Below are 25,948 nucleotides of genomic sequence, written 5' to 3' on the forward strand. Positions count from 1 at the left end.
GGCTATCCCTGTTAGACTCACACTCGTCCATGAACTGATTCGATCACGACGGCCCCGCCCGATTTCCTGATCGTCCCATCACCACTGAATCTGAACCCCAGGGTACCGATGCCACCAACCATGCTCCTCAGTTGCGAGTCCATCAGTAAAAGCTACGGCGTCAAACCGCTGTTTGCCGACCTCTCGATCGGATTGGCCGAAGGCGACCATGTGGGCCTGATCGGCCCGAACGGGTCCGGCAAGTCCACGCTCCTGAAAATTCTGGCGGGGCTCGAAGACCCCGACGACGGCACCCGCTCGCTCCGCCGCCACGTGCGCATCGGCTATGTTCCCCAGGAACCCTCCTTCCCCGCTGATCTCACGATCGAGGAAGTCCTGGCGCAGGTGCTGCGCGACGGCGGCCTCGATCCGCACGAAGAAAGCAGCCGCATCGCCCGTGCCTTGAGCCTCGGCGAATTTCCGAATGCCGAACAAACGGTCCGCACCTTATCCGGAGGCTGGAAAAAGCGCCTCGCCATCGCCCAGTCGCTCCTGCTGGAACCGGATGTGCTGATGATGGACGAGCCCACCAACCATCTGGATGTCGAAGGCATCCTTTGGTTGGAGCGTGTGCTGAAAGCCGAATCCCGCGCCTTCCTCGTCGTCAGCCACGACCGGCGTTTCCTCGAAGCCGTGGCAACGCGCATGATCGAGCTCAGCCGCGTCTACCCCAACGGCGTCTTCGAAGCCAAAGGCCGCTACAGCGACTTCCTGGAGCAACGCGACGCCGCCCTGCAGGCGCAGGCCAACGAACATGCGACGCTCGCCAACAAGGTCCGGCGCGAAGTCGAATGGCTCCGGCGCGGGCCGAAAGCCCGCACGACGAAAGCCAAGGCCCGCATCGACTCGGCCGGACAGTTGATCGACGCCCTCGCCGAGAGCGAAACGCGCCGGGAGTCGGCCCCGGCGGGCATCGACTTCACCGCGTCCGGTCGCAAATCGAAACAATTGATCGTCGCCGAGCAGCTGACCAAAGCGCTTGGGCACCGGAAGATCGTCACGGATCTCGACCTCATACTGGGGCCAGGACAACGGCTGGGCCTGCTGGGTCCCAACGGCAGCGGCAAGTCCACGCTCATGAAGCTGCTCTCCGGCGCACTGGCACCCGATGCCGGCACCGTCACGCGCGCCGACAAGCTCCGCATCGTCAGCTTCGAACAACACCGGGACTCACTGGACCAGAACGCGACGCTCCGCCGCTCGCTGGCCCCTGCCGGCGGCGATGCCGTGGTTTATCAAGATCGCTCCGTCCATCTTGTCTCCTGGGCCAAACGTTTCCTGTTTCGGCCTGAACAACTGGATCTACCCGTCTCGCGTCTGTCCGGAGGAGAGCAGGCCCGGCTGCTGATCGCCCGGCTGATGCTCCAACCGGCCGACGTGCTGATGCTGGACGAACCGACGAACGATCTGGACATCCCCACGCTCGATGTGCTGGAAGAAAGCCTGCTGGAATTTCCGGGCGCCCTCGTGCTCGTCACCCACGACCGGTGGCTCCTCGACCGCGTCTCCACGATGCTCTTGGCGCTGGACGGAACCGGCAAGGCCGAATGGTTTGCCGACTTCGCCCAGTGGGAAGCGGCCCAGGGCCGGAGCGGCTCATCGGCGGCGGACCAGGGACCGATCCGATCCAATGGGAATGCAGGCCCTCGGGTGAAACCGGTCCGGAAGGGCCTGTCCTATGCCGAACAGAAGGAATGGGACAAGATGGAAGCCATGATCGAGAAGGCAGAGGCCACGGTGGTCGCAAGCCAGAAAGCCACGGAAGATCCGGCGGTCATGTCCGACGCCGAGGCGCTCCACGCCCGCTATGCCGCCCTGGAGACCGCGCGCGCCGCCGTCGAACGCCTCTATGCGCGCTGGGCGGAACTGGAAGAGAAGCGCACGCAATCCATGCCGACTGCATCAGCCTGACCCGCGGCCTGTCCGCTGTTTGTTCGCACACAGATATTGGGGCAGCTGCGAGCCGCATACCATCCCGGCTGCCGAAGCGAGCAAGCCCACCAGCTGCGGCGGCCATACGGCATCGGCGGGACTGATCAGTTCAAGCACAAGCCAGGTTACTAGCCCTGCCGCAATGGCCGTCACGGCGCCTTGCGTCGTCGCCTTGGGCCAATACAGCCCGGCGAGCAGCGGAATGAACGCCACCACCAGCGTCACTTTGTACGTGTTCACGACCAGCTTGTAGATGCTGGCGTCCGACCAGAGTGCAATCGCCAGCACGGCAGCGGCAAACACCACCAGCACCACGCGCATCAACCGGAGGAACTCCGAATCATTCAATCGGGGAATCCACGGCTTCAGCACGTTCTCGCTGAGCGCGACGGCGGGAGCCAGCAGCGTGGCGCTGGAACAGCTCATCACCGCCGACAGCACGGCGCCGAAAAACATAATCTGGGCGGCAATCGGCGTATGTTCCAGAATCAAGGTCGGCAGGACCAGCTGCGAATCAGTCTCCAGAAGGGCAAGGAAACGCGCCGGATCGACCAGCGTCGCGGCATAGGCCAGGAACATCGGCACGAAGCAGAACAGAAAGTAGAGACTCCCCCCCAGCAACGAACCGCGCACTGCCGTGGCCTCGTTTTTGGCCGACGTGATCCGCTGAAACACATCCTGCTGCGGGATGGAGCCGAACATCATCGTCACCCAGGCACCGATGAACGGAATCCAGGCGTTGAAACTTGGGGGCGGGAACAACTCCAGCTTGCCGGCTTGGGCGGCATGGGCAACCACCGTTCCGACCCCGCCGGCCAGTCCGCTGATCACCGATGCAATGTAGAGCAGCCCGCCCATGATGACCGTAATCTGGACAAAATCCAGAATGGCTACGGAAAACATCCCCCCGAATGTCGTATAGGTCAGCACGATCACCGCGCCGACGATCATGCCGAGCGGCTGACTGATGCCCCCATCGGTCACAACATTCAAGACGAGCCCCAGCACCTTGAACTGCGCCGCGACCCAGCCCAGGTACGAGGCCACAACGGCCAGGGTACAGAGAACTTCGACCCTCCGGTCGTACCGAAGCCGGTAGAAATCCCCGACCGTCAACAGGTTCAGTCGATAAAACCGGGGCGCGAAGAACAGACCGGCGAGGATGAGACAGAGACTGGAGCCGAAGGGATCGGCGACAACGCCGCGCAACCCTTCCTTCACGAACGTGGCCGAAATGCCGAGCACGGCTTCGGCGCCGAACCAGGTGGCAAAAACCGTCGCGGTCACCACCGGCAGCGGCAAACTTCGCCCGGCGACCGCAAAATCCTTCGTGTTATGCACGCGGGTGGCGGCATACAGCCCGATGCCGACAGAAATAAGCAGATAGAGGATGACAAACCCGAGAAGCATGCAACCGGCCCAGTATGGATATGTGGCGGGATTCTAACCAGGCCGTTACGAGGGCGCAACGGGAATGAGCCGTCAGGCGGCAGAGAGATAGGGCAGAGCCGGGAAGGAGGAAGGAGACGGGAGCGGCGATCGGATCTTGTTAGACCGAGCCAATCGTATAAGGAGCGCGATTGACCTGTCTCGTTACAGGCAGCCCGACGGTCAACCGGCACCCCACCAAAAACATATCACCGTAGGACTCGACATGAACCGGACGTGTCCATTGCACTTGATAGACCATCATGGAGCGCAGCCATCCGAGTTTCGTGTTATGCACTTCGATCAACTGAGCCACCCGCGGGGCCTCTCGCATCATGAGCAGGATGCCATGGGCGCTGCGGTTGACCGTCACCAACTGTCCCTCGCAAATCACCATCGCTCCATCCTGGTCAGATTCGCACATCTCAAAGGCGCAACAATGGGCATCCTCAATCCTGGCTTCCTGTCGGCGATTGTGTGCGGTTATTGAATAGGCGCTCTCCGCCATCAGATCCACCTCACAGGGACGAGTTGCCATAGCCGAACCCCCTCTCTGACATTCTAAGACCAAAGACGGACACCGGAGTAACAAAAATAGCAAAGGATGTACCCAACACCTTCCCACACTTACTTTCCCTCGTTTTACCTGGAATTTACCTCACACCCTTGAGGAAGTGATTATACGAATGGCACGCAACTGAAGGGAAAAGACTTCACCTGAGAGTCCCGAAAAGCCACATCGCGCTCTCGCCTCTGGCGCCGTCAGCTTTACACCTGCTGTCGTTCAACAGATCGAGAACGGAACAGATCGTCCGTCCCGTTACACGCCACAAGCCATGTCGCGAGTGCAGGGCCCGGGCCCTTTCCCTGCTCCCGCGGCCTATGCAACAATCCGCACCACTGATGTCAGGCTCCGTCATTTATACCAAAAGGAATACCTTGGCCATGAAGCGCATCCATGTCACCAGCACCGGTCGGGTTTGGGGTTCGGCCATCATGCTCGTCGGAAGCTTCTTCGCCTGGAGTGCTCCGGACATCAGCTATGCGCGCAAGGAACTCCTCACCCAGGAAGAAAAAGACCGGCAGATCAGGACCGAACTCATTCACCTGGAAACACTGGCCCTCACCAGCCATGGGCCGATCCAGGCGGCCGGACTGACACAGGCGGCTGCCAGACGGCTCGAACAACTCGGCTACCGCACGGTCGTCGATCCGGCACAACCGCACGATGTGACCGTGAAGGTCAAATGCGAAGAACTGAAAACCTGGGAAGGCACCGAACGTTCCGGCGGCGATGCCGACATGGTGGATGCCGCCGCGCGCTTGTGGAAAGGACCGGCCTGCCAGATTCTGTACCGCTTTGGCGCCCGCTGGGCCGAGTGGCGTCATGAAGTCCGGACTGACTTCGCCACGCCGCAAGAAGCCGCCCGCAAGGCGGGGCAGGCCGATGCCGGGGCTTACGCAATCGCACAGCTCATCGAGCGGTTACAGACGGATCCGTTCCCGTTCCTGCTCGCAGCCGAGTGGGGGCAGTCTGCTCGCCTGGTGGCGACACTGGACGCCGCCGGCACGACCGCGCCGCAAAAACAGATCGTGGTCGGATTGTTGGGCGCCATGCAGGCCGTCGATGCAATCCCGCGACTGACAGCCGCTCTGACAGACCCCGACCCGGGCCTCACCCAAGCAGCCGCTACCGCGCTCGGAACGATCGGCCATGAGGAGTCTATTCCCCCGCTGCTGCACCTGTTCAATTCGGGCACGCCGGAACAACATCGGGCCGCGGCGCTGGGATTGGGCCGGCTCGCGCCGTTGCATCCGAACAGCGACATCGTCCCGACATTCCTCTCCGCCCTGCCGAACGAACCGGTCCCCATGCAGACGATCCTCGTCAGAGCCCTGGGCAAAACGACCGACCGGCGCGTCCTGGAGCCGCTTCGCGCGCTCCATCGTTCCGTACTCAAGCAGGTGCGCTCCGACAGCACCCCGGAACTGAAGGAACTGCTCACCGCCCTGGGCATCGCCCTCGACGGTTTCGACGGCGTCCATACGGAGGAGTGAGCCTGCGGGGCTGATGGCCTTTGCCAATCCACGTGCTCAGCCCCTGCAAGAGGAGTATACTGACAGCAGAAGAGGTTCCTCATGCATCGAGTCCTGGTCCTCGGCGCAGGGAAGATCGGTTCGCTGGTGGCCTGCCTGCTTTCCCAGCATGGAGGCTATGAGGTCCATCTCGGAGATGTGAGCCTCGAAGGCCCCAAGCACCTCGTCGAGGATCTGGGTCTTCGGCGCGTCACGCCGAGTATTCTCGATGTCCGTCATCCGGACGCAGTCGGCACCTACCTCTCGGCCTACCCGGTGGATGCCGTTGTCTCCAGCCTCCCCTATTTCTGCAACCCCACCGTCGCGGGGCTCGCGCTGACACACGGGCTGCACTATTTCGACCTCACGGAGGACATCGAGGTCACCAATCAGATCCGCATCCTGAGCTCCGGCGCCACACAGGCCTTCATGCCGCAATGCGGCCTGGCTCCCGGCTTTATCAGCATCGTCACGCACAATCTGATGACCCATTTCGAGACCCTGGACACAGTCAAAATGCGGGTGGGCGCCCTGCCGGTGCATCCCAGCAACGCGCTCAAGTATTCCCTGACCTGGTCCACCGATGGCCTCATCAACGAGTACGGCAACCTCTGTTACGGCATTGAGGAAGGCGAGAAAGTCCCCCTCCAGCCGCTGGAAGGCTATGAAACAATCGAGTTGGACGGGTTACTGTACGAAGCCTTCAATACCTCGGGAGGATTGGGCACTCTGGCGGACAGTTATGCCGGCAAGGTGAAGACGATGAACTATAAAACCCTCCGCTATCCCGGCCACTGCGAAAAAATCCATCTGCTGATGAAAGACCTCAAGCTCAACGAAGATCGCGAGACACTCAAGCGCATCCTGGAACACGCCATCCCGCAAACCTTGCAGGACGTCGTCCTGATCTATGCCTCCGTCACCGGAACCAAGGACGGAGGGTTCTTTGAAGAGAATTACGTGAAGAAGATCTACCCGCAATGCATCAAGGGCAAGCTCTGGTCCGCGATTCAGGTCACCACCGCCTCCAGCCTCTGTTGCGTCATGGATCTGGTCTTGAACCATCCGTCGCGGTACCATGGATTTGTGACGCAGGAATCGGTGCCGTTGAAGGATTTTCTGGCCAACGACTTTGGAGCCTGTTTCCGATGAGCACGACCCAACCCATCAGTCCACCCTGCGGCACAAAACAGCCACCGCTCAACGCCTTTGGAGATTGATGCCCATGAGCACGACCCAACCCATCAGTCCACCCTGCGGCACAAAACGGCCACCGCTCAACACCTTTGGAGATTGATGCCCATGAGCACGACCCAACCCATCAGTCCACCCTGCGGCACAAAACGGCCACCGCTCAACACTTTTGGAGATTGATGCCCATGAGCACGACCCAACCCGTCAGTCCACCCTGCGGCACAAAACGGCTACCGCTCAACGCCTTTGGAGATTGATGCCCATGAGCACGATCCACCCCGCCCTCAAAGAGCTGGGCATCCAGGCCGTCAATCCCGGCGGCAGCACAGGGCCGGCCTGGTGGTCCAGCCACAACAGTGCCCCTGTCGTGCCGTCGGTGAATCCGGCGACCGGCGAAACCATCGCGGGTATCCAACCCTGCGCCGTCGAAGATTACGAGCGCATCGTCAACGAATCGCAGGCGGCATTTTTCAGATGGCGCCTGGTTCCGGCGCCGAAGCGCGGCGAAGTCGTCCGGCTGATCGGGCAGGCGTTGCGGGCGAAGAAGGATCAGCTGAGCACATTGGTGTCGCTGGAAGTCGGCAAGATCAAGCCCGAAGGGGACGGCGAAGTCCAGGAGATGATCGACATGGCCGACTTCGCCGTCGGGCAGGCGCGGATGCTCTACGGCGCTACCATGCCATCGGAGCGGCCGGCCCACCGCATGAGCGAACAATGGCATCCCCTGGGGCCGGCCGGCGTCATTACCGCCTTCAATTTCCCCGTGGCCGTCTGGGCCTGGAACGCCTTTCTGGCCGCCATCGCCGGCGACACGGTCATCTGGAAACCGTCGGCCAAAGCGCCGCTCTGCGCCATCGCCGTGCAGCACATCTGTAATCGCGTCATGGAGCAGCAGGGGTGCCCGGGCATTTTCTCGCTCTTCATCACCGCTCAGACGAGCCTGGCCGAAGCGATGGTTCAGGACAAGCGGCTGCCGCTGATTTCCTTTACCGGCTCGGTGCCGGTCGGCCGCCGCGTCGCCTCGACTGTCGCCCAGCGTCTGGGGCGCACCCTCCTCGAACTAGGGGGCAATAACGCGGTCATCGTCGACGAAACGGCCGACCTGAACCTAGCGCTGCGTGCGCTCCTGTTCGGCGCCGTAGGCACGGCCGGCCAGCGTTGCACGACGACCAGACGGCTCTTTGTTCACCACACTCGGCACGACGAATTGCTCGGTAAGCTGGTGAAGGCCTATGGCCAGGTCCGGATCGGCAATCCGTTGCAACCGGATACGCTCATGGGACCGCTCATCGATCAGGCCGCCGTCGAGGCCTATCGTGCCGCGATCGAGGAGATTAAGAGAGAGGGGGGGCGGATCCTCTACGGCGGCAAGGTGCTGGATCGCCCCGGCTGTTTCGTCGAACCGACCATCGCCCGGGCCGAACCTCACTGGCCGATCGTCCAACAAGAGACCTTCGCCCCGATCCTCTATGTGATGCCGTTTCAATCGCTCGACGAGGCCATCCGCCTGCAGAACAACGTTCCTCAGGGCCTCTCCTCCGCCCTGTTCACGAACGACCTGCGGCACAGCGAGCGCTTCCTCTCGGCCGCAGGCAGCGACTGCGGCATCGCCAACATCAACATCGGCACATCCGGCGCGGAGATCGGCGGGGCGTTCGGCGGGGAGAAAGACACAGGCGGCGGGCGGGAAGCCGGCTCGGATGCCTGGAAGGCCTACATGCGCCGTCAAACCAACACCGTCAACTGGGGTACGGATCTCCCCCTCGCGCAAGGCATCACGTTCGGATCATAGCTCGACAGGAGGAATGGCCATGACGGATCGCAATCGCGAACTCGACCAGCTCATGGAAAAGATGGTGGCGGACTATGTCGCGCACAACAAGGCGGCCGCGGCGCTGAAGGGTCTGCTGGAGAAAGCCGGAATTGGATTCACGCCGGTCATCGATCATGTGACGGTCAGGACGTTTGACATCGACCATGGAGCGGAGCCGTTCGTCGCCTTGGGGTACGCCTACGACGACACCCTGGAATACGACGATTGGTATGCCAAGGTCTATCGGAAGACGGGGTATCCGGCCCTTTTCGTCGACCAGGCCTATCCGGACGAGCGCGGCAAGACCAGCATCATTCCCGGCTGGGTCAAGAAGTTCGGCGATCGGGTCTTTCACCACGTGGCCGTGCGTGTCGAAGATATCGAAAAGGCGATCGAGCGGCTCAAAAAAGAAGGAGTGGTGTTTGCCGGCAGCATTGTGGGGGGACGGGGCGGCCAGCTCCGGCAGATCTTTTCATCTCCTGAAATGGTCGACGGCCAACCCTTCTCGGTGCTGGAACTCGCGGAACGGCACCGCGGCTACCAGGGATTCTCCCCGCCACAAGCCGACAGTCTGATGAAATCGACGGCGCCCCGCTAACCTGACAGCAATCTCCTGCCTACCGACGGGCGGCGCGTTTGAGGAAACAATCCAGGGTGTGGTCATTCACCATCCCGATGGCCTGCATATAGGCATAGATGATCGTGCTCCCGACGAAGCGGAACCCGCGCTGCTTGAGGTCTTTGGACAGCGTATCGCTCACCGGGCTCGTGGCGGGAATCTCGTTCATCCGTTTCCAGCGATTGAGGATCGGCTCCCCGCCGACGAACGACCAGACATAGGCATCAAACGAGCCGAATTCCTTCTGCACGGCCAGAAACGCCTGCGCGTTGGTGACCGCCGAGTCGATCTTGAGCCGGTTGCGGATGACGCCGGGATTCTTCAGCAGCGCAGCTTTCGTCCGGGCCGTGAAACGCGCCACCTTCTTCGGATCGAAATTCGCGAAGGCCTTTCGATAGCCGGCCCGCTTCCGCAGGACGGTCTCCCAGGTCAGCCCTGCCTGTGCGCCTTCGAGCAACAGCATCTCGAAATGCTTCCGGTCACGATGGACCGGCTTGCCCCATTCCACATCGTGATAACGAATCATGTGCGGCTTATCGCCGGCCCAGGCGCAACGGATTCGTTGTTTCACGACGACCTCCTTCAGTCGATTACCAGTCCGGTTTGATTTGGTCACGATCCGGCTCAGCGATGACGCGGCGGCTTGACGCCGATCCACCACTTCGGCTTCATCCGGCCGAAATCCCTGCGCACATGGCGGCGGAGCGTTCGTTTGGAATCAAGCACTACCGGCCCCTGAGGGCTGCGCCAGAATACAACCCAATGCCAGAACGCACGGCCCTTCTCACGATGCCACTTGATGGCGAGGAGCGCGACATCCGGCAAGCCCTGCCAGGAGACGAACGGCGCCTCCTGACTCGCCGCTTGGAGGCGATAGTGCTTCAGCAATCTGCGCACATGCTGGGTCTCGGACCACAGACGGCTGTCGTCGGCGAAGATGTCCAGCCGATTCGCCGCACGCTTCGCCTCAGTGTAGGTCACGCCCGCCAACGCCGCCACGCTGGCGATGCCGCAGCCGGTCCGTTCGAGTTGCACCACCGGCTTCATGGCAGCTCCCGCTTCAGCTTCCGTCCGCCTGAAATACTGAATCCCTCGCGCTGATAAAACGCCAGCGTCCGGTCGAACTGCGGGAGCGGCGGGGTCGTCACCTCCAGCCGCCGCCAGCTCCGCGCCTGCCCGAGCCGTCGCGCCTGTTCCAGCAAGGCCGCGCCCACACCCTTCGAACGATGCGCGGGCCGGACATAGAACTCCGGAATTGTCCCGTACACACCTTCCGTATAGAGCGCGTAGCTCTGATACAAGGCGAGAAATCCGATCGGCTCGCCGCCTTTGCGCGCGAGCAACACCGTATACAACCCGTCTTTCAGCCACGAGCGGACCCGAATCACCGTATCGTCGTAATGAAAGTGAAAGGCCTGTTCCTTTAGCGCTGCCATAATCTCGTGGAGCAGTTCCCCCACCAGCGTCGCAACGACTTCTGCATCATCACACCTGGCCTGAACAATCTGAGTCGCCATCAGTCACCGTGCAAGCTCTTGAAACAGCTCGTAGCCCTCGGGCCACTCGCCGATGCCGCTGTCGGCATTGATATGGCCGGCCTCGCCGATATCGACAAACCGGCTGCCCCAGGCCGTGGCGCAACGCCGGGCGAAGGCGGACGGTCCGAATGGATCGTCCGCGCTCGCGACCACGAGAGAGGGAAACCGGAGTGGCTGCATCGGCACAGGCGAGAATCTCCTGGCCGTGGGCGGGAAACTGGGGCTGCCCGGTTCCGGAATCGCCACCAGAAACGCGCCGCGAATCGAGAACGTGGACTGCTGCGCCCAATGGGCCACAAGGAGGCAGGCCAGGCTGTGCGCCACGAGCAGCGGCGGAGCCGCGCAGCGCCGGACGGCTTCGTCCAGCACGCGCACCCATTCTTCGCAGACCGGCGCATCCCAATGGCCCAGTTGCACCCGCCGCCATTCGGGATGACGCGCTTCCCAGAGCGTCTGCCAATGACCGGGCCCGGAATTGCCGAATCCCGGCAGAACGAGTACAGGATGCTCCATCACGACACGCTCACTCGGCCTTCTTCCGTCCCATCACCGCCACCGTCGCATAATAGACCGCCCGGCTGCGCGGATCCTCCGCGAAGCGGCAGTAGCGTTCCACATCGGCCTCTGTCACCAGCCCGGTCGCCAGATATTTGTCATGGAGTTGGACGGCGGACATCGCCATCATCCTGGCCGTTCCGGACCCGCCCTCAGACCAGGGCGCTTCATATTCCATCGCGAGATCGTTCAGACCCCGCGCTTGGACCAGCGGCAGGAGCTTCAGCCCCAAGGCGTAGTCCATTCCTCGGGTTTCATACATGAATTGGATGGCTTGATTGATACGCCCGATCGACGCCAATTGCTCCGCATCTCCCGCGACTCCGCGCGAAGCGGAAAAGTCCGGCTCCTCCAGCACGAGCCAGCCACCGGGCTTGAGCGCCGCCAGCATCTTCGACAGCGCTACTTCGTAATCCGGCAAATGAATGAGGACATAGCGCGCGTGGACGAGATCGAACGAGGCCTCCGGCAACGGCACAGTTCTGATGTCGGCCTGCCGCACCTCGACATGGGGCGGGCGCTGGGCGGGAAGAAACTTCGTCGACAGATCAACCGCGCAGACCTGTCCGGATGGGCCGACCTTGTCGGCCATCCAGCGCATCAAGGAGCCGGCCCCCGGTCCCACTTCGAGGCAGCGCCACCCGGTCGTCAGGCCGGTCGCGCCCAATCGTCTCCGACTCGCGGGATCGCACTCCCGTTCGATTGCCCGAAGCCGCTCCACTTCACACTGATCCTCAACCGAGGTGAAGACATATTCCGGCTGACTCATCCTGTCACTCGTTGTCGTACGTGTCGATTCGCCCGGCAGCCACCAGCCCGGCAACACACCGGCAGTGCAACCGGTGCCGGAACTACTCCAGCTTCTTGAAACAACGCCCCCCGGAGACCGCTTCCAGCCGGCGGCAGGTCAGCACGCGCGTGGAGCCCCGCGCATCGTTCTTGATCTGCACGACATAGGAGTTGCCGCCGGAACATTCCACATTCCAGAATGCGTTCCCCTTGTCATCCGCGCCCTGAAAAAACGTCCGGGCCACCGTCCGACAAGGCTGGCCGCTGCTTTCGACGAGAATCGCGAGGGCCTCGCTGCGCTCCACTTCCGCCATCGCCGCCAGCCGGTCATGAGCCGGATTGGCCCATGCGAAGAGACTCGACGCCATGGCAATCGCGCCCGTGGCGATCATCGCCGGCCATCGCCGCCATCCTCCGGAATGTGGTGGGTTCGCGCTCGGCATGTCTACCAGGCGATACGCCCAAAGCCATTCGCCATACGCTCCGGGCTCCTTAGCCCATATCTTTCAAGACATGGTCCGGATTGCGGTCGCGCGCGATGTTCTTCATGAGCTGATCGGCGAACAGCACGACGATACGGCCGCGGTGATCTTTCACGATCATGGAATTGGACGGCAGTTTGAACGTCGCCACCTCGCCTTCCAGCCAGGCGCTGCAGGAATACGACAGCACATCGAGCACCGTCTCGACCCGATACTCTTCGCGCAGCCGGTACTGCAACACGTCGAACTGCAGTCGCCCGACCGCCGCCACCAGCGACTCCAGATCGTTCAGGCTCCGGAGGATCTGCACCGTCCCCTCCTGCGCCATCTGTTCCATACCCTTGTCGAAGGATTTCCGCTTGCCCACGTCGCTGGGACGGATGCGGGCGAAAATCTCCGGCTGGAATTGGGGCAGGGGCTTGAAGTTGAACCCGCCGCCCACGGAAATCGTATCGCCGATCGCGAAGAGGCCGGGATTGATGATGCCGATGATGTCGCCGGGATAGGCTTCTTCCACCGTGCTCCGGGTTTGCGCCACCAGGCTATGGGGGCGCGAAAGCCGCACCTCGCGGTTCAACCGGTGATGCCTCACGACCATGTCGCGCTCGAACCGTCCGGAGCAGACCCGCAAGAACGCCGTGCTGTCCCGGTGCTTGGGGTTCATGTTCGCCTGTAATTTAAAGACATACGCGCTGAAGGGCGTCTCGATCGGATCCACCGACACTTCCGTGCCGTCATCCCGATCGGCCAGACGCGCGCCGGGCGAGGGCGCCAGATCCACAAAGGCATCGAGGAAACTCTCGATGCCGAAATTCGTGAGCGCCGAGGCAAAGAACACCGGGGTAACCTCGCCCGCAAGGAACGGTTCGCGCGAGAAGGGATTGCCGGCAATCTCGATCAATTCCAGGTCGTGCTGCACCTGCGCCATCACGTCATCGGACACGCGCCCGCTCCGCGCCAGCTCGTCCAACATCAGGGTTTCCACATTGACCTTGGTCGCCCCGCCCGGCGCCGTGCGGCTGAACAGCTGCACCCGGTTGTCGCTGCGGTTCACGATGCCGGCAAACTCGCTGCCTGATCCGATCGGCCAGTTGATCGCGCTGGCATGGATGCTCAAAGCCTGCTCAACCTCCGTCATGAGATCCAGCGGCGGCCGCCCGGGCAGGTCCATCTTATTGATGAGCGTCAGCACCGGAATGCGCCGCATGCGGCACACGGCGAACAGTTTGCGGGTCTGCGTCTCGACACCCTTGGCTGCGTCGATCACCATGATCGCGCTGTCCGCCGCCGTCAATGTCCGATAGGTGTCTTCGGAAAAGTCCTGGTGGCCCGGCGTATCGAGCAGATTGATGACGGCATTCTTATAGTTGAACTGCATGGCCGAAGCAGTGATGGAAATCCCGCGCTCCTGCTCCATGCCCATCCAATCCGACGCGGCGACCTTGCCGCCCTTGCGCCCGCGGACCATGCCCGCCGTGCGGATCATGCCGGAGTACAGCAGCAGTTTTTCCGTCAGCGTGGTTTTCCCCGCGTCCGGATGGCTGATGATGGCAAAGGTACGCCGCTGCGCGGTCGCGGCGGCGAGTTCACCCTGGGTTGTCGCGTCAGTAGTCATCGTGGGTGCGCAATATACCATACCGGCAGGGCACCTGCGCCAGACAATGCGCCGGCGCCCCGATCCGGGCAATGCTGCGCAGACCTCGCCCTGGCGGGACGGATCTTGTATGATACCGCCCGGCAGGTTCCTCCTTGAGCCGAGCAAGACCATCATGCCCCGAACGTCTCTGCGCATCGCCTTTCTGCATCTGGCCCCGCTCCCCGGCCAGATTGCCCATAATCGCCGACTCATCGAAGCCGCCGTCACGACCGCCGCGCAAGCCGGTGCCACCTGGATCCTCACGCCGGAACTCGCAGTCTGCGGGTATACCTTCGCCGATCAGATCGGCACCGACTGGATCGAACCCCAGCCGGACGCCTGGATGACACACCTGTGCCGGCTGGCGGCGCAATGGCGCCTCACACTCTTCCTGTCCCATCCGGAGCGCGACCGCCGGACGACGCAGCTGCACAATTCCCTGTTCGTCATTACGCCTGAGGGGATCCCGGCCGGCGCTCACCGCAAGATCAACGCGCTTCGAGTAGGATCGGAATCATGGTCGACGCCCGGCACAGAGGCCACGGCCGTCGCCGCGCCGCCGCTGGAGCGCGTGGGCCTCCTCATTTGCGCCGATGCCTATTCGCCGGGGATCGCCGAGAGCCTGCGACGGCAGGGCGCCGGCCTGCTGGTCTCGTCCGCCGCCTGGGCCCCGGGATTCCACGGTCCGAACGGCGAATGGGAGCGCTGCACCAGAGACACGGGTCTGCCCTTGCTGGTGTGCAATCGAACCGGGCCGGATGCCACGATGGATTTTACGAAAGCCGAAAGCGTCGTGGCAAAGAACGGCCGGCGGCGGCTCTCGATGACCGCGGCCCGCTCCACCATCTTCCTCATTGAGTGGAATCTGGGGTTACAAGACCTAGCCACATCATCGTACGAACGCATCCCGCTTTAGCCTTCGCCTCCGGAACGCAAACAGCCAGATGCGGGTTTGCCGCACCTGGCTGCTGAGACCGGCCTCTCGCTTAGCGATTTCGCTAGAACTTGTTCGGAAACTGCGCGGCCAGGGCATCCGTCAAGGCATCAGCCACGACATAGATATGCGACTTCATGCCTTTCCACGTATCGGCCTCGTGCGTGTAGTCCTCGTCTTTGAGCTGTTGAAACTGCGTCAGATGGTGCGCCGCGTGAGCCGTGAGCAATCCCATGACCGCGTCCTTCGGCAGATGCGGATTGGCACCGCTCAGGAAGATCGAAATGTCAGCCGCGTTCGCGGTGAGCTGCTTGACTGCAAATCCTGCTGCGCCGAATTGCCTGCGGCCGTGGCATCCAAATGATCGCGAATCGCGCCATAGTGCCCGGCCAGCAGGGTGAACAGCTTGTCGGACGCCGGCTTGCCGTAAAACGGCTCAATGGACCCCGCGATCTGTTGCGCATTGACCACCACGCCCTTTTCCGCTGCCTCTCTGGCTGACGCATTCTTATCCATCGTCGCAACGGCCACAGTGCGAATGGAGAAGATGTGCCCCAGCCAGAGATCCCGAAGAGCCGCTTTGGTTTCCGCCACCTTGAGCGGGTTGGCCTGAGGCCCCTGAGACGCCGCCGCAGTGGGAGAGTCCGCACTGTGCGCACAGGCCGCCGGTGACAATAGTAAGACAGCGAGAGACAAGGCATACAATGGATGACGCATGGGACACACTCCTTTGTTCAAAACGGACTATGTGACAACACCCGCACCCGGCCGAACGAACCAACAACGGTCACAGCCAAGCGGAGCAACGAGAGGCAAGCATAGCCAACAGGAGCGGTGCTGTAAGTTAGCGGGATAACACTGGAGATAAAAAAGCTCTAGAAGCCGGAATCTTTGAGGCCCACGGAGGATTTCTCGGGGGCAAGCAGGTATCGTTCAAGGCCGGGGCGATGCAACAAGAGCCCATCCTTGCGCGCGTAGGTGATGAGCCCCTGCTCACGCAGCTGATTCAAGAGCGTCGAGACAACCTCACGGCGCGCGCCGATCATCTGGGCGAGATCGTCCTGACGGAAATAGTGGGTGAGCCTGGTCCACTCCCCCTCCTCCTCACCGAATTCATCGGCCAGCCGGTTCAACGTGCGCACCAGGCGCTCCATCGTGCTGCTGAAGGACAAGGTCTGGATCTGCTCGTAGGCCGACGACAGCTGCTGCGCGACGTTGGAGAGAAACAGCAGAAATGCCGGGCGGTTGCTTTGCAGATGGGCGATGAATTCGTCAAAGCTCAATTCGACGACTTCCCCGTCCTCCATCGCCACCGCCTGTTCGCGGCGTTCGCCGGTGCAATGACACAACTCGCCGAACACGTCCCCGGCCTGGTGCAGGCGCAGAATCAGTTCGCGCCCGCCGTCGGTCAGGGAGGTCAGTTTCACCAGACCATGCCGGAGAAAGAATACGCTCTGCGCTGCATCGCCCAGCCGATACACAAGCTCTCCCTTTGCCACACGCCGTCCGGGCCGGCTCATGAGCTGATCGCAGAGCTTGCCGCGGAAACAGAGCGAGAGCGCCTGACACTGCCGATGGTCCGCTATATTCATCGCCGTGTGAATCATGGGCTCCTCAAGCTCCGGCATTCTACAGAGTCGCCACAGCCGATGGCCAGCCCCCTCGCACTACGGAGACGACCCGATACGGGCGCTAGGATTCCCGCGTCTACTCGTACCCGCCGGGATTCGAACTCTGCCAGCGCCAGGCGTCGGTGCACATGGCGGCCAGCCCCCGCTCGGCGCGCCAGCCCAGCAGGCTAAAAGCCCGCGCCGGGTCCGCGTAACAGGCGGCGATGTCGCCGGGCCGCCGGGCGGCGATCTTGTACGGCACCGCCCGCCCGCTGGCCGTTTCAAACGCCTTCACAATGTCCAACACGCTGTAGCCCGTGCCTGTTCCGAGATTCACCGTCAGAAGGGTGTCCGGGTCTTTGAGCCGCCCTAACGCCTCCAGCGCCTTGAGGTGGCCGAGTGCCAGATCCACCACATGAATGTAATCCCGCACTCCGGTCCCGTCCGGCGTCGCATAGTCATCTCCCCACACGTTCAGGAATTCTCGCCGTCCCACCGCCACCTGGGCCACGAAAGGCAGCAGATTATTCGGGATGCCCTGCGGATCTTCCCCGATTAACCCGCTGGCATGGGCCCCCACCGGATTGAAGTAGCGCAGAATACCGATCCGCCAGGAGGCATCGCTCCGATGCAGGTCGCGCAACATGTCCTCAATCATCAGCTTCGAGCGGCCGTAGGGATTGGTCGCGGAGAGCGGATGGTCCTCGGTCAGCGGCAGCCGCTGCGGATCGCCGTACACCGTGGCAGAAGAACTGAACACGAGCGTCTTCACCCCGCACTCGCCCATCGCCTCCAGCAGATGCACAGTGCCGGCCACGTTGTTGTCGTAGTAGATCAGCGGCTTCTCGACCGATTCTCCCACGGCCTTGAGACCGGCAAAGTGGATCACCGCCTGGGCCCCGCTCTCGCGCAAGGCCCCCACTAATGCAGCGCGATCACGGATGTCACCCCGGACCACACGCAGTGGTTTCCCGGTGATGCGCTCCACTCGCGCCAGGGCTTCCGGGTGGCTGTTGGAGAAGTTGTCGAATACCGTGACCGCCGTTCCTGCATTCACTAGTTCCACGCAGGTATGAGACCCGATAAATCCGGCGCCGCCTGTGACAAGGATCATGCGTTCCTACTCGGTGAAAGGTTGGAGCATCCCGCTCGAGTCAAAGACTAGCGAGACGGAGGGAGAGGGTCAATCAATCTCGCATCTTCTCACGTCCGGAGAAGGCGATTGTCAAACCGGGCTTTGCTGTGGTTTCATCCCGCGCATGGCACCATCTCCCACGCTCAACACGGACCGGCTTCTGCTGCGGCCCTTCCGGTCGGGCGATGCCCCGGACGTGCAGGATCTTGCCGGAGTCTACGACGTCGCCAGGGGAACGCTGATCCTGCCCCACCCCTATCCCGACGGAGAGGCCGAGCGATGGATCGCGGATCTGCAACGGGAAGCTGACGCCGGAACGCTCGTGAACTTCGCCATCGTGTTGCGCGAGGAAAACCGTTTGATCGGATCCATCGGGCTGGACATTGCCGCCACGCACCGGCATGCCCGAATGAGCTATTGGCTCGGCCAGCCCTATTGGAATCGCGGCTACTGCACCGAAGCCGTGAGAGCCCTGCTGGCTTATGGATTCCGGCAGTTGCATCTACACCGGATCTACGCCCCGCATTTCCTGAACAATCCGGCATCGGGGCGGGTGCTGCAGAAGGTCGGGATGGCCTACGAAGGCGGGCTGCGCGAGCACTATCTGCGTTTCGGCCGGTATGTCGACGTCGAGCTCTACGGCCTTTTGGAAAACGAATTCGACCAGCGTTGATCAGGGTGCCGGACGCCGGTCGCGGACGAGATCGTCTACGGGATACCCGACGCTGCGGCTCAGCTCAACCAGCCGTCTGTAGGCCGGCTCCTCCAGCTGCGGTGTCCGCGCAAGGATCCAGAGATACCGGCGATCCGGCGTGCCCACCAGCGCCGTGCGGTACTCGGCATCGAGATCGAGAATCCAATAGTTCCCCTCGCGGGATGAGCCGAAGAGCCGCGCAAACCAATTGTCGAACTGGACGTTCAGCTTGGCATTCGTCTTCGCATCCACCACCGTCGCCACGCCCTCGATCTGATCCCGCTCGCCCGCATCGGTCGCACATTCATTGTGCACCCCGACGGCCCCATCGGAACGAAGCGTGTAGATCGCCCTGGAATCCACACAGTGCCGCTGAAACCACATCGGCAGCCGTGCGATCTCATACCACGTCCCAACATAACGGCTAAGGTCGACTGCCGCTACCGTCGGCACCTCCCCTCTCGAATCAACCCCCGCGCAGCCGCCGAGCAACACACCGGCCAGGGCCAGACTCAGCAAGAATTGTTGGCGTCTTGTCCACCGGACAACGGTCTGTTTCATCATGTCCCTCCTTCGCCGCACACCCCTCTTGCATACATCCTTCTTCGCTTCTCTCGCGCTAGGCCGCACGCAGAAAGAGCACCCACAGATACAGGGAGCTGATCAGAATCGACCCGATCATCACGGGAAATCCGAACTTAAAGAATTGCCAAAACGAGATGGGATAGCCCGCTTTGCGCGCGAGATCCACGATCACAACGTTGGCGCTCGCGCCGATAATCGTGCCGTTCCCTCCCAGACAGGCGCCGAGCGCCAAGGCCCACCAGAGGGGAATGATATCGGCCTGATGCACCAATGTCGCATAATCAGCAATCTCCGGATGCAGCGACCGGGCAAGATCCACGATCAGCGGATTCATCGCGGCGACATAGGGGATGTTATCCACCGCGGCTGAGAGCAGGGCCGATCCCCATAGGACCGCCATCGTCGATCCTGCCAGATTGCCTTGCGTCACCGCCACCAGCTGATCGGCCAGATAGCGAATCACCCCGACCTTGACCAGCCCGCCGACCAAAATGAACAACCCGATAAAAAAGAAGATGGTCTTCCATTCGACATCGGTCAGATAGGACAACTCCTCGTCATCCTCCGGCTTCCGGCGCGCATGACCGATCAACATGAATAGGCTGGCGCCCAACAGCGCGATCGTGGCCGGCTCAAGATGGATGAGCGAATGGAGACAAAAGCCCGCGTTGACGATCCCTAGCAGCCAGAGACAGCGGGTTAAAAACGCCCGATCCGTCACCGCGTCCTGTGAATTCAAAGCCTGCACCCCCGTGCGCAAATGCAAGGCCACCGTCATGTTTCGGCCAAACATGACCCAGATCACAATGAGAAACACGGCCAGGATCAGCACCACCACAGGCCCCAAGACCGCCAGAAAATCGAGATAGCCCAGCTCAGCCTTGCTGGCAATCATGATATTCGGCGGATCACCGACCAACGTCGCAGTCCCCCCGATATTCGAAGCCAGCGCCTCGGTCACCAGAAATGCGACGGGGTTGAGCTCCAACCGCTTTGCAATCGACAAGGTGACGGGCGCCATCAGCAGGACGGTCGTCACGTTATCGAGCATCGCCGAGAGCCCGGCCGTCATCAGCGCCAGCAACACCAGCAGGCGAAACGGTTTGGCGTCGGCCCGCTGCGCCGCCCAAATCGCCATGACTTCGAACAGACCCGTCTCGCGGACAATGTTGATGATCACCATCATCCCGATCAGCAGAAACACGACATTGTAGTCGACCCCGAACTCATGGGAGTAGAACGCTTCGTCTTGGGAGACCACCCCCAACCCGATCATGACCGCCGCACCGAACAACGCCACAATCGTCTTGTGGATCCGTTCGGTCATAATGACGAGATAACACACACCGAAAATCAGCAAGGCCAGAGAGAGAGACGACATGCACAACCTCTTGAACCCGGAGTAACGAGCCTGGGAGAACCTGACGCATTATCAACGGCTGGCCAGCTCTATGCAATGAGCATCGTGCTCCACAAGGCAGAGGGGCACAACCTCGAAAATTGTCAGGGTCATGAGGATCTGGCTTCCGCGCGATGGCAGAACTGGCAGCCCGAACGATGTCAGACCTGGGAGGATACGATGCCCGGAGAGAGGGTGCGTTAAGGAAGACAGGGCTGCCGCGAAGCGGTGCAGTCGCTCCTCGGCAGCGGTCGTTTATCGAACCGTGAAATCCAGCGTCATGCCCTTCGCAAAGTGCGGCGCGCCGGTCTGATGGTCCGGGAAGAAACAGATCAGCCCGTACCGGCCCGGCTCGAAGTTGCCGGTGAAAAATCCGCTGCCGCCACGCTCCAACCCAACGATCCCTCCCAAAGGGCGCCCCGGCGGCGGGCCGGACGCGCCTGGCTCGAAGGCCTCGCCGAAATCCTTCGCTGTCTTGCCGGGATCCAGCTTCACGACGACGACTTCATGCTGCTGCCCCCCGGCATTCATCACGTGAATGGTGTGGGCTCCGGCCCTCATCGGCTGAGACAGCGCAAACGCAAAGTCGGTCGTGGTGATCGACAGGTCAGCGGCCGGTTGAGTGGAGACGGTTCTCGCTGAGGGCGTGACCGTCAATGGCTTTGCCATGCCCAACGCCACGTGCGGCACGCCCTTCTGATCCGGGATCAGGCAGAGCAACAGGTAATTGCCCGCCGTGAGCTGCATCATGGACGTTGCATCGCTCCCCGGCAGAACGGCGTTCGGTCCCCCGACGAACTTCGCCCACTGCGGCGGATGAGCCGGATCCGCCTTCATCGCCGCCTGGAAATCCGCCGCCGTCTTTCCTTCTGTGAGCTGCAGGATCTGCACATGGTGTGGTTCTTTCCCCTCGTTCCGGACCTGCACTGTGGTCATCCCGGCCGGAATGCGGTCAGGACCGGTGAACCCGTAATCCTGCGCCACGAAGACGACCGCATCGCCGCCGGAACCGGAACCCGCCGCCGCGCCGGCCTCGCCCCACGGAAACGCAGACGCGAGCAGCACACCCGACACCGTCATTGCTTGAAGCAACCTCTGTGACATGGGAACCTCCTTCCGTCGTAACAAAACCGCTATAGGTCATTGGAAAGCCTCCTTTCCGGGAGGCGGCCATCACCCCTCGACGGACGGACTCTAGCACGAGAGGACGAGCGGCAATTCCTAAGAATATGCTATCGTTGTCCTAATTCTTTCTTAATTCCGGCGAATCGGTCACTTGCCATGATTCCTCCAGCCATGGTCGATCTGCTGCAGACCGGCGTATCCGTTGTGGTCGGCACGCGCGATGCGGATCTCATGCCCGAATGCACGAGAGCCTGGGGCATTCATCTCGAAAAGGATCGCCGCACCGTCACGATCTTCCTGACAGAAGCCATTTCCCGGCAAACGCTCAGGAACTTGCGGGAGAACGGCCAGGTCGCCATCAGCTGCACGAGGCCGACCGACCACGTGGCCTGCCAACTCAAGGGCCGCCTGCGCGCCATCCGGCCCGCCGATCAGCGCGACCGGGAGCGCAGCAGGCACTGGCACCGCGAGTTCGTGGAAGAGATCGTCGCCATCGGCGTGCAGGCTGAGGTGGGCGAAGCCTGGATCACGGAACCGGCGCTGGCCGTCGAGATCGACGTGACCGACGTGTTTCAGCAGACCCCAGGCCCCGGGACCGGCGAAAAGATCTGACCATGGAAACCGGCCTCCTCCGCATCGAAGACCTCTGGCCCTGCCTCCAAGGGATGATCCCCGCCGCCTTGAGCACCTGCGCGCCGGACGGCACCCCCAACATCACGTTCATCAGTCAGATCTCTTACGTCGATGCCAGACACATCGCGATCTCGCATCAGTTCTTCAACAAAACGCACCGGAACGTCCGCGAGAATCCGTTGGCCTGCGCCATGATGCTCGACCCGCGCACGTTACAGGCCTACCGGCTGCGGCTGCGATTCGACCATGCCGAATCCTCCGGCCCCCTGTACGACGCGATGTCGCTGCAACTGCAAGCCATCGCGTCGTACTCCGGCATGACCGATGTGTTCCGCCTGCTGGCCGCCGACGTGTACGAGATCCTGGGCATCGAACGGGTGGAGGGCTTTACCCGGCTGCCGACGCCGCCGCCCTCGGAATGCCCCTCGCGCGTCTTCGTCGATGAAGACCTGGTGTTATTGCGGCTCATCGGCGAAAGGTTGACCCGGTCTGAATTGCTGGGAGACTTGCTGGAGACCGCACTCCAGTTGCTCGACGAGCGGCTCGGCTTTCGGCACGCCATCATCCTGCTGGCGGATGACCGGCACGACAAACTCTTTACGATTGCAAGCCGCGGGTATCCCGAGAACGGGGTGGGATCCGAGGTGGGCTTTGGAGAAGGCCTGATCGGCATGGTCGCGCGGGCGCGGCGCGCCCTCCGCCTATCGGCGATCGATCACAGCCTCCGGTACGCGCGCGCCGTCCGCGACCGGGCTGAAGCCGTGGCCGGGGCGGAGGCCCTGTGCCGGGAAATCCCGCTCCCCGGCCTGCCCGGAGCCGCGAGCCAGATCGCCGTGCCGCTGATGACGCGCGGGCGGGTGATCGGAGTCCTCGCCGTCGAAAGCCCCGACCCACTCGCCTTCATGCCCAGGGAAGACACCATGCTGACGATCATCGCCGGACAGCTGGCCGCCGGCATCGAACAGTTGGGCCGCGAGTCGGAAGAAGCCTCCCCAGCCGCTCCCGCACAGACCAAGCCGCCTCGCATGACCGGCAGCACACCGCGCACCAGGCACTTCTGCTTCTTTCATGCCGACGATTGTGTATTCGTGGACGGAGAATATCTCGTTCGCAATGTGCCGGGCCGCATCCTCTGGCGGCTGCTCACCCAGCACCGGGACGAAGGGCGGTCCGAGTTCACCAACCGCGAACTCCGGATGGATGCCTGGCTCGGCCTGCCGGAAATCAAGGACAATCTGGAAACGCGGTTGATTCTCTTGCGGAAGCGGATGGAACAGAAATGCCCGGATGTCCGGCTCGTCCCCCGGGGTCGGGGCCGGTTTGCGCTGGAAGCGGAGGTGCCGATCGAGCTCGCCGAAAAAAAGGGGGAGCCCCGCCCATCTTGATTCCTGCTTGTGCCAGTGCCTAGTCTGGCAGAGGGCCGCAGAGGGGTGACGGAGAAGGCTTACACATGGGAGAAGGAAGCATGCGTATCATTGTGGTGGGAGCAACGGGAACGATCGGATCCGCAGTGGTTGCGGCGTTGTCCGCGCGGCATGACGTCGTCAGCGTCGGAAATACGCAGGGAGCGATCCGCGTGGACCTCGCGTCAACGGAGTCCATCACGCAATTGTTTCGCGCCGTCGGCCCCTTTGATGCGCTCGTGTGCGCGGCAGGCCGGGCCGCGTTCGGGAGCCTGGACGAGCTGAAGGATGCCGACTATCAGATTGGGCTGTCCAACAAACTCATGGGACAGGTTAACCTCGTGCGCATCGGCCGGCAGTATGTCCACGACAACGGCTCCTTCACGCTCACCAGCGGCGTCCTCAGCCGTGAACCTATGAAGGGCAGCGCGTCAATCAGCATGGTCAATGCGGGGCTCGAAGGCTTCGCTCGCGCCGCCGCATTGGAACTGCCGCGCGGGATTCGCATCAACGTCGTAAGCCCGCCCTGGGTCACCGAGACCTTGATTGCGCGGAAGATGGACCCATCGCTCGGCCTGCCTGCCGCCACCGTCGCCCAAGCCTATCGCGCCGGCGTAGAAGGCACCGCAACAGGACAAACCATCGACCCGCGCACATTCGCCGCCGGTCCGCGAGGCTAGGAACTGATTTTAAGTCCGACAATGCCGAACAGGATCAAGGCGATTGAGACCAGCCTTGGGACGGCCGTCGATTCCCCGAACAAGATGATGCCGAAGAGCGCCGTGCCGGCCGCGCCGATGCCGGTCCAGACGGCATAGCCGGTTCCGACGGGAATGGTCTTGAGGGCCTCCGCGAGGCAATAGAAACTGGCGATCATCGCCAGCACGGTCCCGGCGCTGGGCCACGGACGTGAAAATCCTTCCGTGTACTTCAACCCGACGGCCCAGACAACCTCGAACAACCCCGCCACCAGCAGATAATACCAGGCCACAGATCACCTCATGTGCGCACGATTCATCTCTTCCCGGCCGTCACTGCGAGCCGGAATCCGGTCTCTACTCAGGGAACTTTACCAGCGGACGATTCTCGGCGTAGCCGATAGGATAGTCAATGACCGCCGGATCTCACAACATCCCGACCGCCTCGTCGCCTCGAGCTGACGACCTTCCCCCGCGAAGCTGCCGAACAGCCTGCGCCTATGCTATCCTCCGCGCAACCGGCCTTATCCAGGAGGGAAACCATCTTGCGAATCAGACTGATATCAGCAGGCTGTATCGGATTACTCGGGTTGATCAGTGCCACGGCGCTCTCGCCGCTGCTCCAATCGGCTCACGCCTCGCCGTCCGGCCATGCCCCTCACGGAACCGTGACCATCGACGGCGTGACCGTGCCGGACATCGGACCGCTGCCGACCTCGACGCCCACGCCTTCCACGAATCTGAATTACACGGCCAAAATCGAGTTGGGCAAGCAGCTTTACTTCGACGGCCGCCTCTCCAAGAACGGGGCGATCTCCTGCGCCTTCTGCCACAATCCCGGCAACCGGATTCGCCGACCCGCGGCAGACCTCCATTGGGATCAACGGCGGTGTGGGCGGACGCCAGGCGCCGACGGTCTATAACACCGCCTTCAACCACCTTCAGTTCTGGGACGGACGGGCCCGCTCGCTGGAAGAGCAAGCCATCGGTCCGATTCACAATCCGATCGAGATGGGCGAAACCCACGAAAACGTGGTGCGCAAGCTCGGCAAAGTCAAAGGCTATCAACAGCAGTTCCGGGCCGTCTTTGGATCGGACGTGAATCTCCAGGATCTCGCCAACGCCATCGCGGCCTATGAGCGGACGGTCATTTCGACGAATTCCGCCTTCGACAAATATGTCCTCGGAGACCAGAAGGCCATGGATGAGGCCGCCGTGAGAGGCATGGCCCTGTTCAAGGGCAAAGCGCGCTGCATCCTCTGCCACAGCGGATCGAACTTCACGGACAACCAGTTCCATAACCTGGGCGTGCCGCAAGTCGGCCCGGCGAAAGAGGACCAGGGAAGGTATAACGTCACCAGGGCAGAGAAGGACAAAGGCGCCTTCAAGACCCCGACGTTGCGAAGCATCACGGAAACGGCTCCGTACATGCACGACGGCGCGTTCAAGACCCTCGAAGAGGTGGTGGATTTCCTGAGTGAGGGGGGCGGATCAAGCCAGAATCTGAGCGCGCTTATGAAACCCCTCAACCTGACGCCTGAGGAAAAGACCGACCTCGTGGCCTTTCTCAAAGCGCTGGCGGGAGAACCGATCAAGTTCCAGATGCCCAAGTTGCCCAAGTAAACCCGGGC

The 25,948-nt window shown here is 62.2% G+C and carries 29 protein-coding genes; 12 read left to right on the forward strand and 17 right to left on the reverse strand.

Annotation, left to right across the window (positions count from 1 at the left end):
* The first annotated feature begins 108 nt into the window (after nt 1–108).
* Nucleotides 109–1,950: an ABC-F family ATP-binding cassette domain-containing protein gene (locus ACO9S2_RS04625; RefSeq protein WP_423720774.1), complete on the forward strand. Its 1,842-nt coding sequence runs from the start codon at nt 109–111 to the stop codon at nt 1,948–1,950.
* On the opposite strand, the gene ACO9S2_RS04630 is transcribed toward ACO9S2_RS04625, so the two are convergent.
* Together ACO9S2_RS04630 and ACO9S2_RS04635 are read right to left on the reverse strand one after the other, a co-directional pair.
* Nucleotides 1,942–3,381 carry a sodium:solute symporter family protein gene (locus tag ACO9S2_RS04630; protein ID WP_423720775.1) on the reverse strand — a complete coding sequence of 480 codons (1,440 nt, stop codon included), beginning with the start codon at nt 3,379–3,381 and terminating at the stop codon, nt 1,942–1,944. The genes ACO9S2_RS04625 and ACO9S2_RS04630 overlap by 9 nt on opposite strands.
* A gap of 139 nt (nt 3,382–3,520) precedes the next feature.
* Nucleotides 3,521–3,937 carry a hypothetical protein gene (locus tag ACO9S2_RS04635; protein ID WP_423720776.1) on the reverse strand — a complete coding sequence of 139 codons (417 nt, stop codon included), beginning with the start codon at nt 3,935–3,937 and terminating at the stop codon, nt 3,521–3,523.
* Between the two features lie 407 nt (nt 3,938–4,344).
* Here ACO9S2_RS04635 and ACO9S2_RS04640 point away from each other — a divergent pair, with 407 nt between their 5' ends.
* The 4 genes from ACO9S2_RS04640 (at nt 4,345) to ACO9S2_RS04655 (ending at nt 9,080) form a co-directional block, all read left to right on the forward strand.
* Nucleotides 4,345–5,457 (forward strand): HEAT repeat domain-containing protein, encoded by a 1,113-nt coding sequence (locus ACO9S2_RS04640; protein WP_423720777.1) that lies wholly within the window; start codon nt 4,345–4,347, stop codon nt 5,455–5,457.
* An 81-nt stretch (nt 5,458–5,538) separates the two neighbouring features.
* On the forward strand, nt 5,539–6,627 hold the full coding sequence (locus ACO9S2_RS04645) for a saccharopine dehydrogenase C-terminal domain-containing protein (protein WP_423720778.1): 1,089 nt from the start codon (nt 5,539–5,541) through the stop codon (nt 6,625–6,627).
* Between the two features lie 304 nt (nt 6,628–6,931).
* Nucleotides 6,932–8,461 carry an aldehyde dehydrogenase family protein gene (locus ACO9S2_RS04650; RefSeq protein ID WP_423720779.1) on the forward strand — a complete coding sequence of 510 codons (1,530 nt, stop codon included), beginning with the start codon at nt 6,932–6,934 and terminating at the stop codon, nt 8,459–8,461.
* A gap of 19 nt (nt 8,462–8,480) precedes the next feature.
* The gene (locus tag ACO9S2_RS04655; RefSeq protein ID WP_423720780.1) at nt 8,481–9,080 is read left to right on the forward strand and encodes a VOC family protein; all 600 of its coding nucleotides are present in this window, start codon (nt 8,481–8,483) and stop codon (nt 9,078–9,080) included.
* Between the two features lie 19 nt (nt 9,081–9,099).
* Here the strand turns inward: ACO9S2_RS04655 and ACO9S2_RS04660 are convergent, their stop codons facing one another.
* From ACO9S2_RS04660 to ACO9S2_RS04690, 7 genes are all read right to left on the reverse strand, one after another.
* Nucleotides 9,100–9,672, reverse strand: coding sequence for a DNA-3-methyladenine glycosylase I (locus ACO9S2_RS04660; RefSeq protein WP_423720781.1), 573 nt, complete (start codon nt 9,670–9,672; stop codon nt 9,100–9,102).
* Nucleotides 9,673–9,725: 53 nt separating this feature from the next.
* A complete protein-coding gene (locus tag ACO9S2_RS04665) occupies nt 9,726–10,148 on the reverse strand; it encodes a hypothetical protein (RefSeq protein ID WP_423720782.1) in 423 nt (140 codons plus the stop codon).
* Complete coding sequence (locus tag ACO9S2_RS04670; RefSeq protein ID WP_423720783.1) at nt 10,145–10,618, reverse strand: N-acetyltransferase family protein; 474 nt, start codon at nt 10,616–10,618, stop codon at nt 10,145–10,147. The genes ACO9S2_RS04665 and ACO9S2_RS04670 overlap by 4 nt, the downstream gene beginning before the upstream one ends.
* Nucleotides 10,619–10,621: 3 nt before the next feature.
* Nucleotides 10,622–11,152, reverse strand: coding sequence for an RBBP9/YdeN family alpha/beta hydrolase (locus tag ACO9S2_RS04675; protein WP_423720784.1), 531 nt, complete (start codon nt 11,150–11,152; stop codon nt 10,622–10,624).
* 10 nt (nt 11,153–11,162) lie between these two features.
* Nucleotides 11,163–11,963 carry a class I SAM-dependent methyltransferase gene (locus ACO9S2_RS04680; protein ID WP_423720785.1) on the reverse strand — a complete coding sequence of 267 codons (801 nt, stop codon included), beginning with the start codon at nt 11,961–11,963 and terminating at the stop codon, nt 11,163–11,165.
* 82 nt (nt 11,964–12,045) lie between these two features.
* Nucleotides 12,046–12,375, reverse strand: a complete 330-nt coding sequence (locus ACO9S2_RS04685; RefSeq protein WP_423720786.1) for a hypothetical protein — start codon at nt 12,373–12,375, stop codon at nt 12,046–12,048.
* Nucleotides 12,376–12,475: 100 nt separating this feature from the next.
* On the reverse strand, nt 12,476–14,080 hold the full coding sequence (locus ACO9S2_RS04690) for a peptide chain release factor 3 (protein WP_423720787.1): 1,605 nt from the start codon (nt 14,078–14,080) through the stop codon (nt 12,476–12,478).
* A 154-nt stretch (nt 14,081–14,234) separates the two neighbouring features.
* On the opposite strand from ACO9S2_RS04690, the gene ACO9S2_RS04695 reads away from it, so the two are divergent.
* A complete protein-coding gene (locus ACO9S2_RS04695) occupies nt 14,235–15,017 on the forward strand; it encodes a carbon-nitrogen hydrolase family protein (RefSeq protein ID WP_423720788.1) in 783 nt (260 codons plus the stop codon).
* Between the two features lie 82 nt (nt 15,018–15,099).
* Here the strand turns inward: ACO9S2_RS04695 and ACO9S2_RS04700 are convergent, their stop codons facing one another.
* The 4 genes from ACO9S2_RS04700 to galE all read right to left on the reverse strand — a co-directional run bounded on the left by ACO9S2_RS04700 (nt 15,100) and on the right by galE (nt 17,759).
* Complete coding sequence (locus tag ACO9S2_RS04700; protein ID WP_423720789.1) at nt 15,100–15,270, reverse strand: hypothetical protein; 171 nt, start codon at nt 15,268–15,270, stop codon at nt 15,100–15,102.
* Nucleotides 15,271–15,305: 35 nt separating this feature from the next.
* Nucleotides 15,306–15,752 (reverse strand): hypothetical protein, encoded by a 447-nt coding sequence (locus tag ACO9S2_RS04705; protein ID WP_423720790.1) that lies wholly within the window; start codon nt 15,750–15,752, stop codon nt 15,306–15,308.
* Nucleotides 15,753–15,910: 158 nt separating this feature from the next.
* Nucleotides 15,911–16,642, reverse strand: coding sequence for a Crp/Fnr family transcriptional regulator (locus ACO9S2_RS04710; protein WP_423720791.1), 732 nt, complete (start codon nt 16,640–16,642; stop codon nt 15,911–15,913).
* 100 nt (nt 16,643–16,742) lie between these two features.
* The gene (gene galE / locus ACO9S2_RS04715; RefSeq protein ID WP_423720792.1) at nt 16,743–17,759 is read right to left on the reverse strand and encodes a UDP-glucose 4-epimerase GalE; all 1,017 of its coding nucleotides are present in this window, start codon (nt 17,757–17,759) and stop codon (nt 16,743–16,745) included.
* Between the two features lie 145 nt (nt 17,760–17,904).
* Here galE and ACO9S2_RS04720 point away from each other — a divergent pair, with 145 nt between their 5' ends.
* The gene (locus ACO9S2_RS04720; RefSeq protein ID WP_423720793.1) at nt 17,905–18,453 is read left to right on the forward strand and encodes a GNAT family N-acetyltransferase; all 549 of its coding nucleotides are present in this window, start codon (nt 17,905–17,907) and stop codon (nt 18,451–18,453) included.
* Here the strand turns inward: ACO9S2_RS04720 and ACO9S2_RS04725 are convergent, their stop codons facing one another.
* The 3 genes from ACO9S2_RS04725 to ACO9S2_RS04735 form a co-directional block, all read right to left on the reverse strand.
* Nucleotides 18,454–19,038, reverse strand: a complete 585-nt coding sequence (locus ACO9S2_RS04725) for a lipocalin family protein (protein WP_423720794.1) — start codon at nt 19,036–19,038, stop codon at nt 18,454–18,456.
* Between the two features lie 55 nt (nt 19,039–19,093).
* Complete coding sequence (locus ACO9S2_RS04730) at nt 19,094–20,440, reverse strand: SLC13 family permease (protein ID WP_423720795.1); 1,347 nt, start codon at nt 20,438–20,440, stop codon at nt 19,094–19,096.
* 273 nt (nt 20,441–20,713) lie between these two features.
* On the reverse strand, nt 20,714–21,562 hold the full coding sequence (locus ACO9S2_RS04735; protein WP_423720796.1) for a hypothetical protein: 849 nt from the start codon (nt 21,560–21,562) through the stop codon (nt 20,714–20,716).
* A gap of 192 nt (nt 21,563–21,754) precedes the next feature.
* On the opposite strand from ACO9S2_RS04735, the gene ACO9S2_RS04740 reads away from it, so the two are divergent.
* The 3 genes from ACO9S2_RS04740 to ACO9S2_RS04750 all read left to right on the forward strand — a co-directional run bounded on the left by ACO9S2_RS04740 (nt 21,755) and on the right by ACO9S2_RS04750 (nt 24,299).
* Nucleotides 21,755–22,195 carry a pyridoxamine 5'-phosphate oxidase family protein gene (locus tag ACO9S2_RS04740; RefSeq protein ID WP_423720797.1) on the forward strand — a complete coding sequence of 147 codons (441 nt, stop codon included), beginning with the start codon at nt 21,755–21,757 and terminating at the stop codon, nt 22,193–22,195.
* Between the two features lie 2 nt (nt 22,196–22,197).
* On the forward strand, nt 22,198–23,601 hold the full coding sequence (locus ACO9S2_RS04745) for a GAF domain-containing protein (protein WP_423720798.1): 1,404 nt from the start codon (nt 22,198–22,200) through the stop codon (nt 23,599–23,601).
* 80 nt (nt 23,602–23,681) lie between these two features.
* Nucleotides 23,682–24,299 carry a short chain dehydrogenase gene (locus ACO9S2_RS04750; protein ID WP_423720799.1) on the forward strand — a complete coding sequence of 206 codons (618 nt, stop codon included), beginning with the start codon at nt 23,682–23,684 and terminating at the stop codon, nt 24,297–24,299.
* Here ACO9S2_RS04750 and sugE read toward each other — a convergent pair.
* Nucleotides 24,296–24,610, reverse strand: a complete 315-nt coding sequence (sugE, locus tag ACO9S2_RS04755; RefSeq protein ID WP_423720800.1) for a quaternary ammonium compound efflux SMR transporter SugE — start codon at nt 24,608–24,610, stop codon at nt 24,296–24,298. The two genes, ACO9S2_RS04750 and sugE, sit on opposite strands and share 4 nt — an antisense overlap.
* Before the next feature lie 252 nt (nt 24,611–24,862).
* Between sugE and ACO9S2_RS04760 the strand changes: the two genes are divergently transcribed.
* Both ACO9S2_RS04760 and ACO9S2_RS04765 read left to right on the forward strand, forming a co-directional pair.
* A complete protein-coding gene (locus ACO9S2_RS04760; RefSeq protein ID WP_423720801.1) occupies nt 24,863–25,240 on the forward strand; it encodes a cytochrome c peroxidase in 378 nt (125 codons plus the stop codon).
* On the forward strand, nt 25,209–25,940 hold the full coding sequence (locus ACO9S2_RS04765; RefSeq protein WP_423720802.1) for a cytochrome-c peroxidase: 732 nt from the start codon (nt 25,209–25,211) through the stop codon (nt 25,938–25,940). The genes ACO9S2_RS04760 and ACO9S2_RS04765 overlap by 32 nt, the downstream gene beginning before the upstream one ends.
* Nucleotides 25,941–25,948: the final 8 nt, after the last annotated feature.

The organism is Nitrospira sp. NS4, from assembly GCF_049546785.1.
Classification (GTDB): Bacteria; Nitrospirota; Nitrospiria; order Nitrospirales; family Nitrospiraceae; genus Nitrospira_D.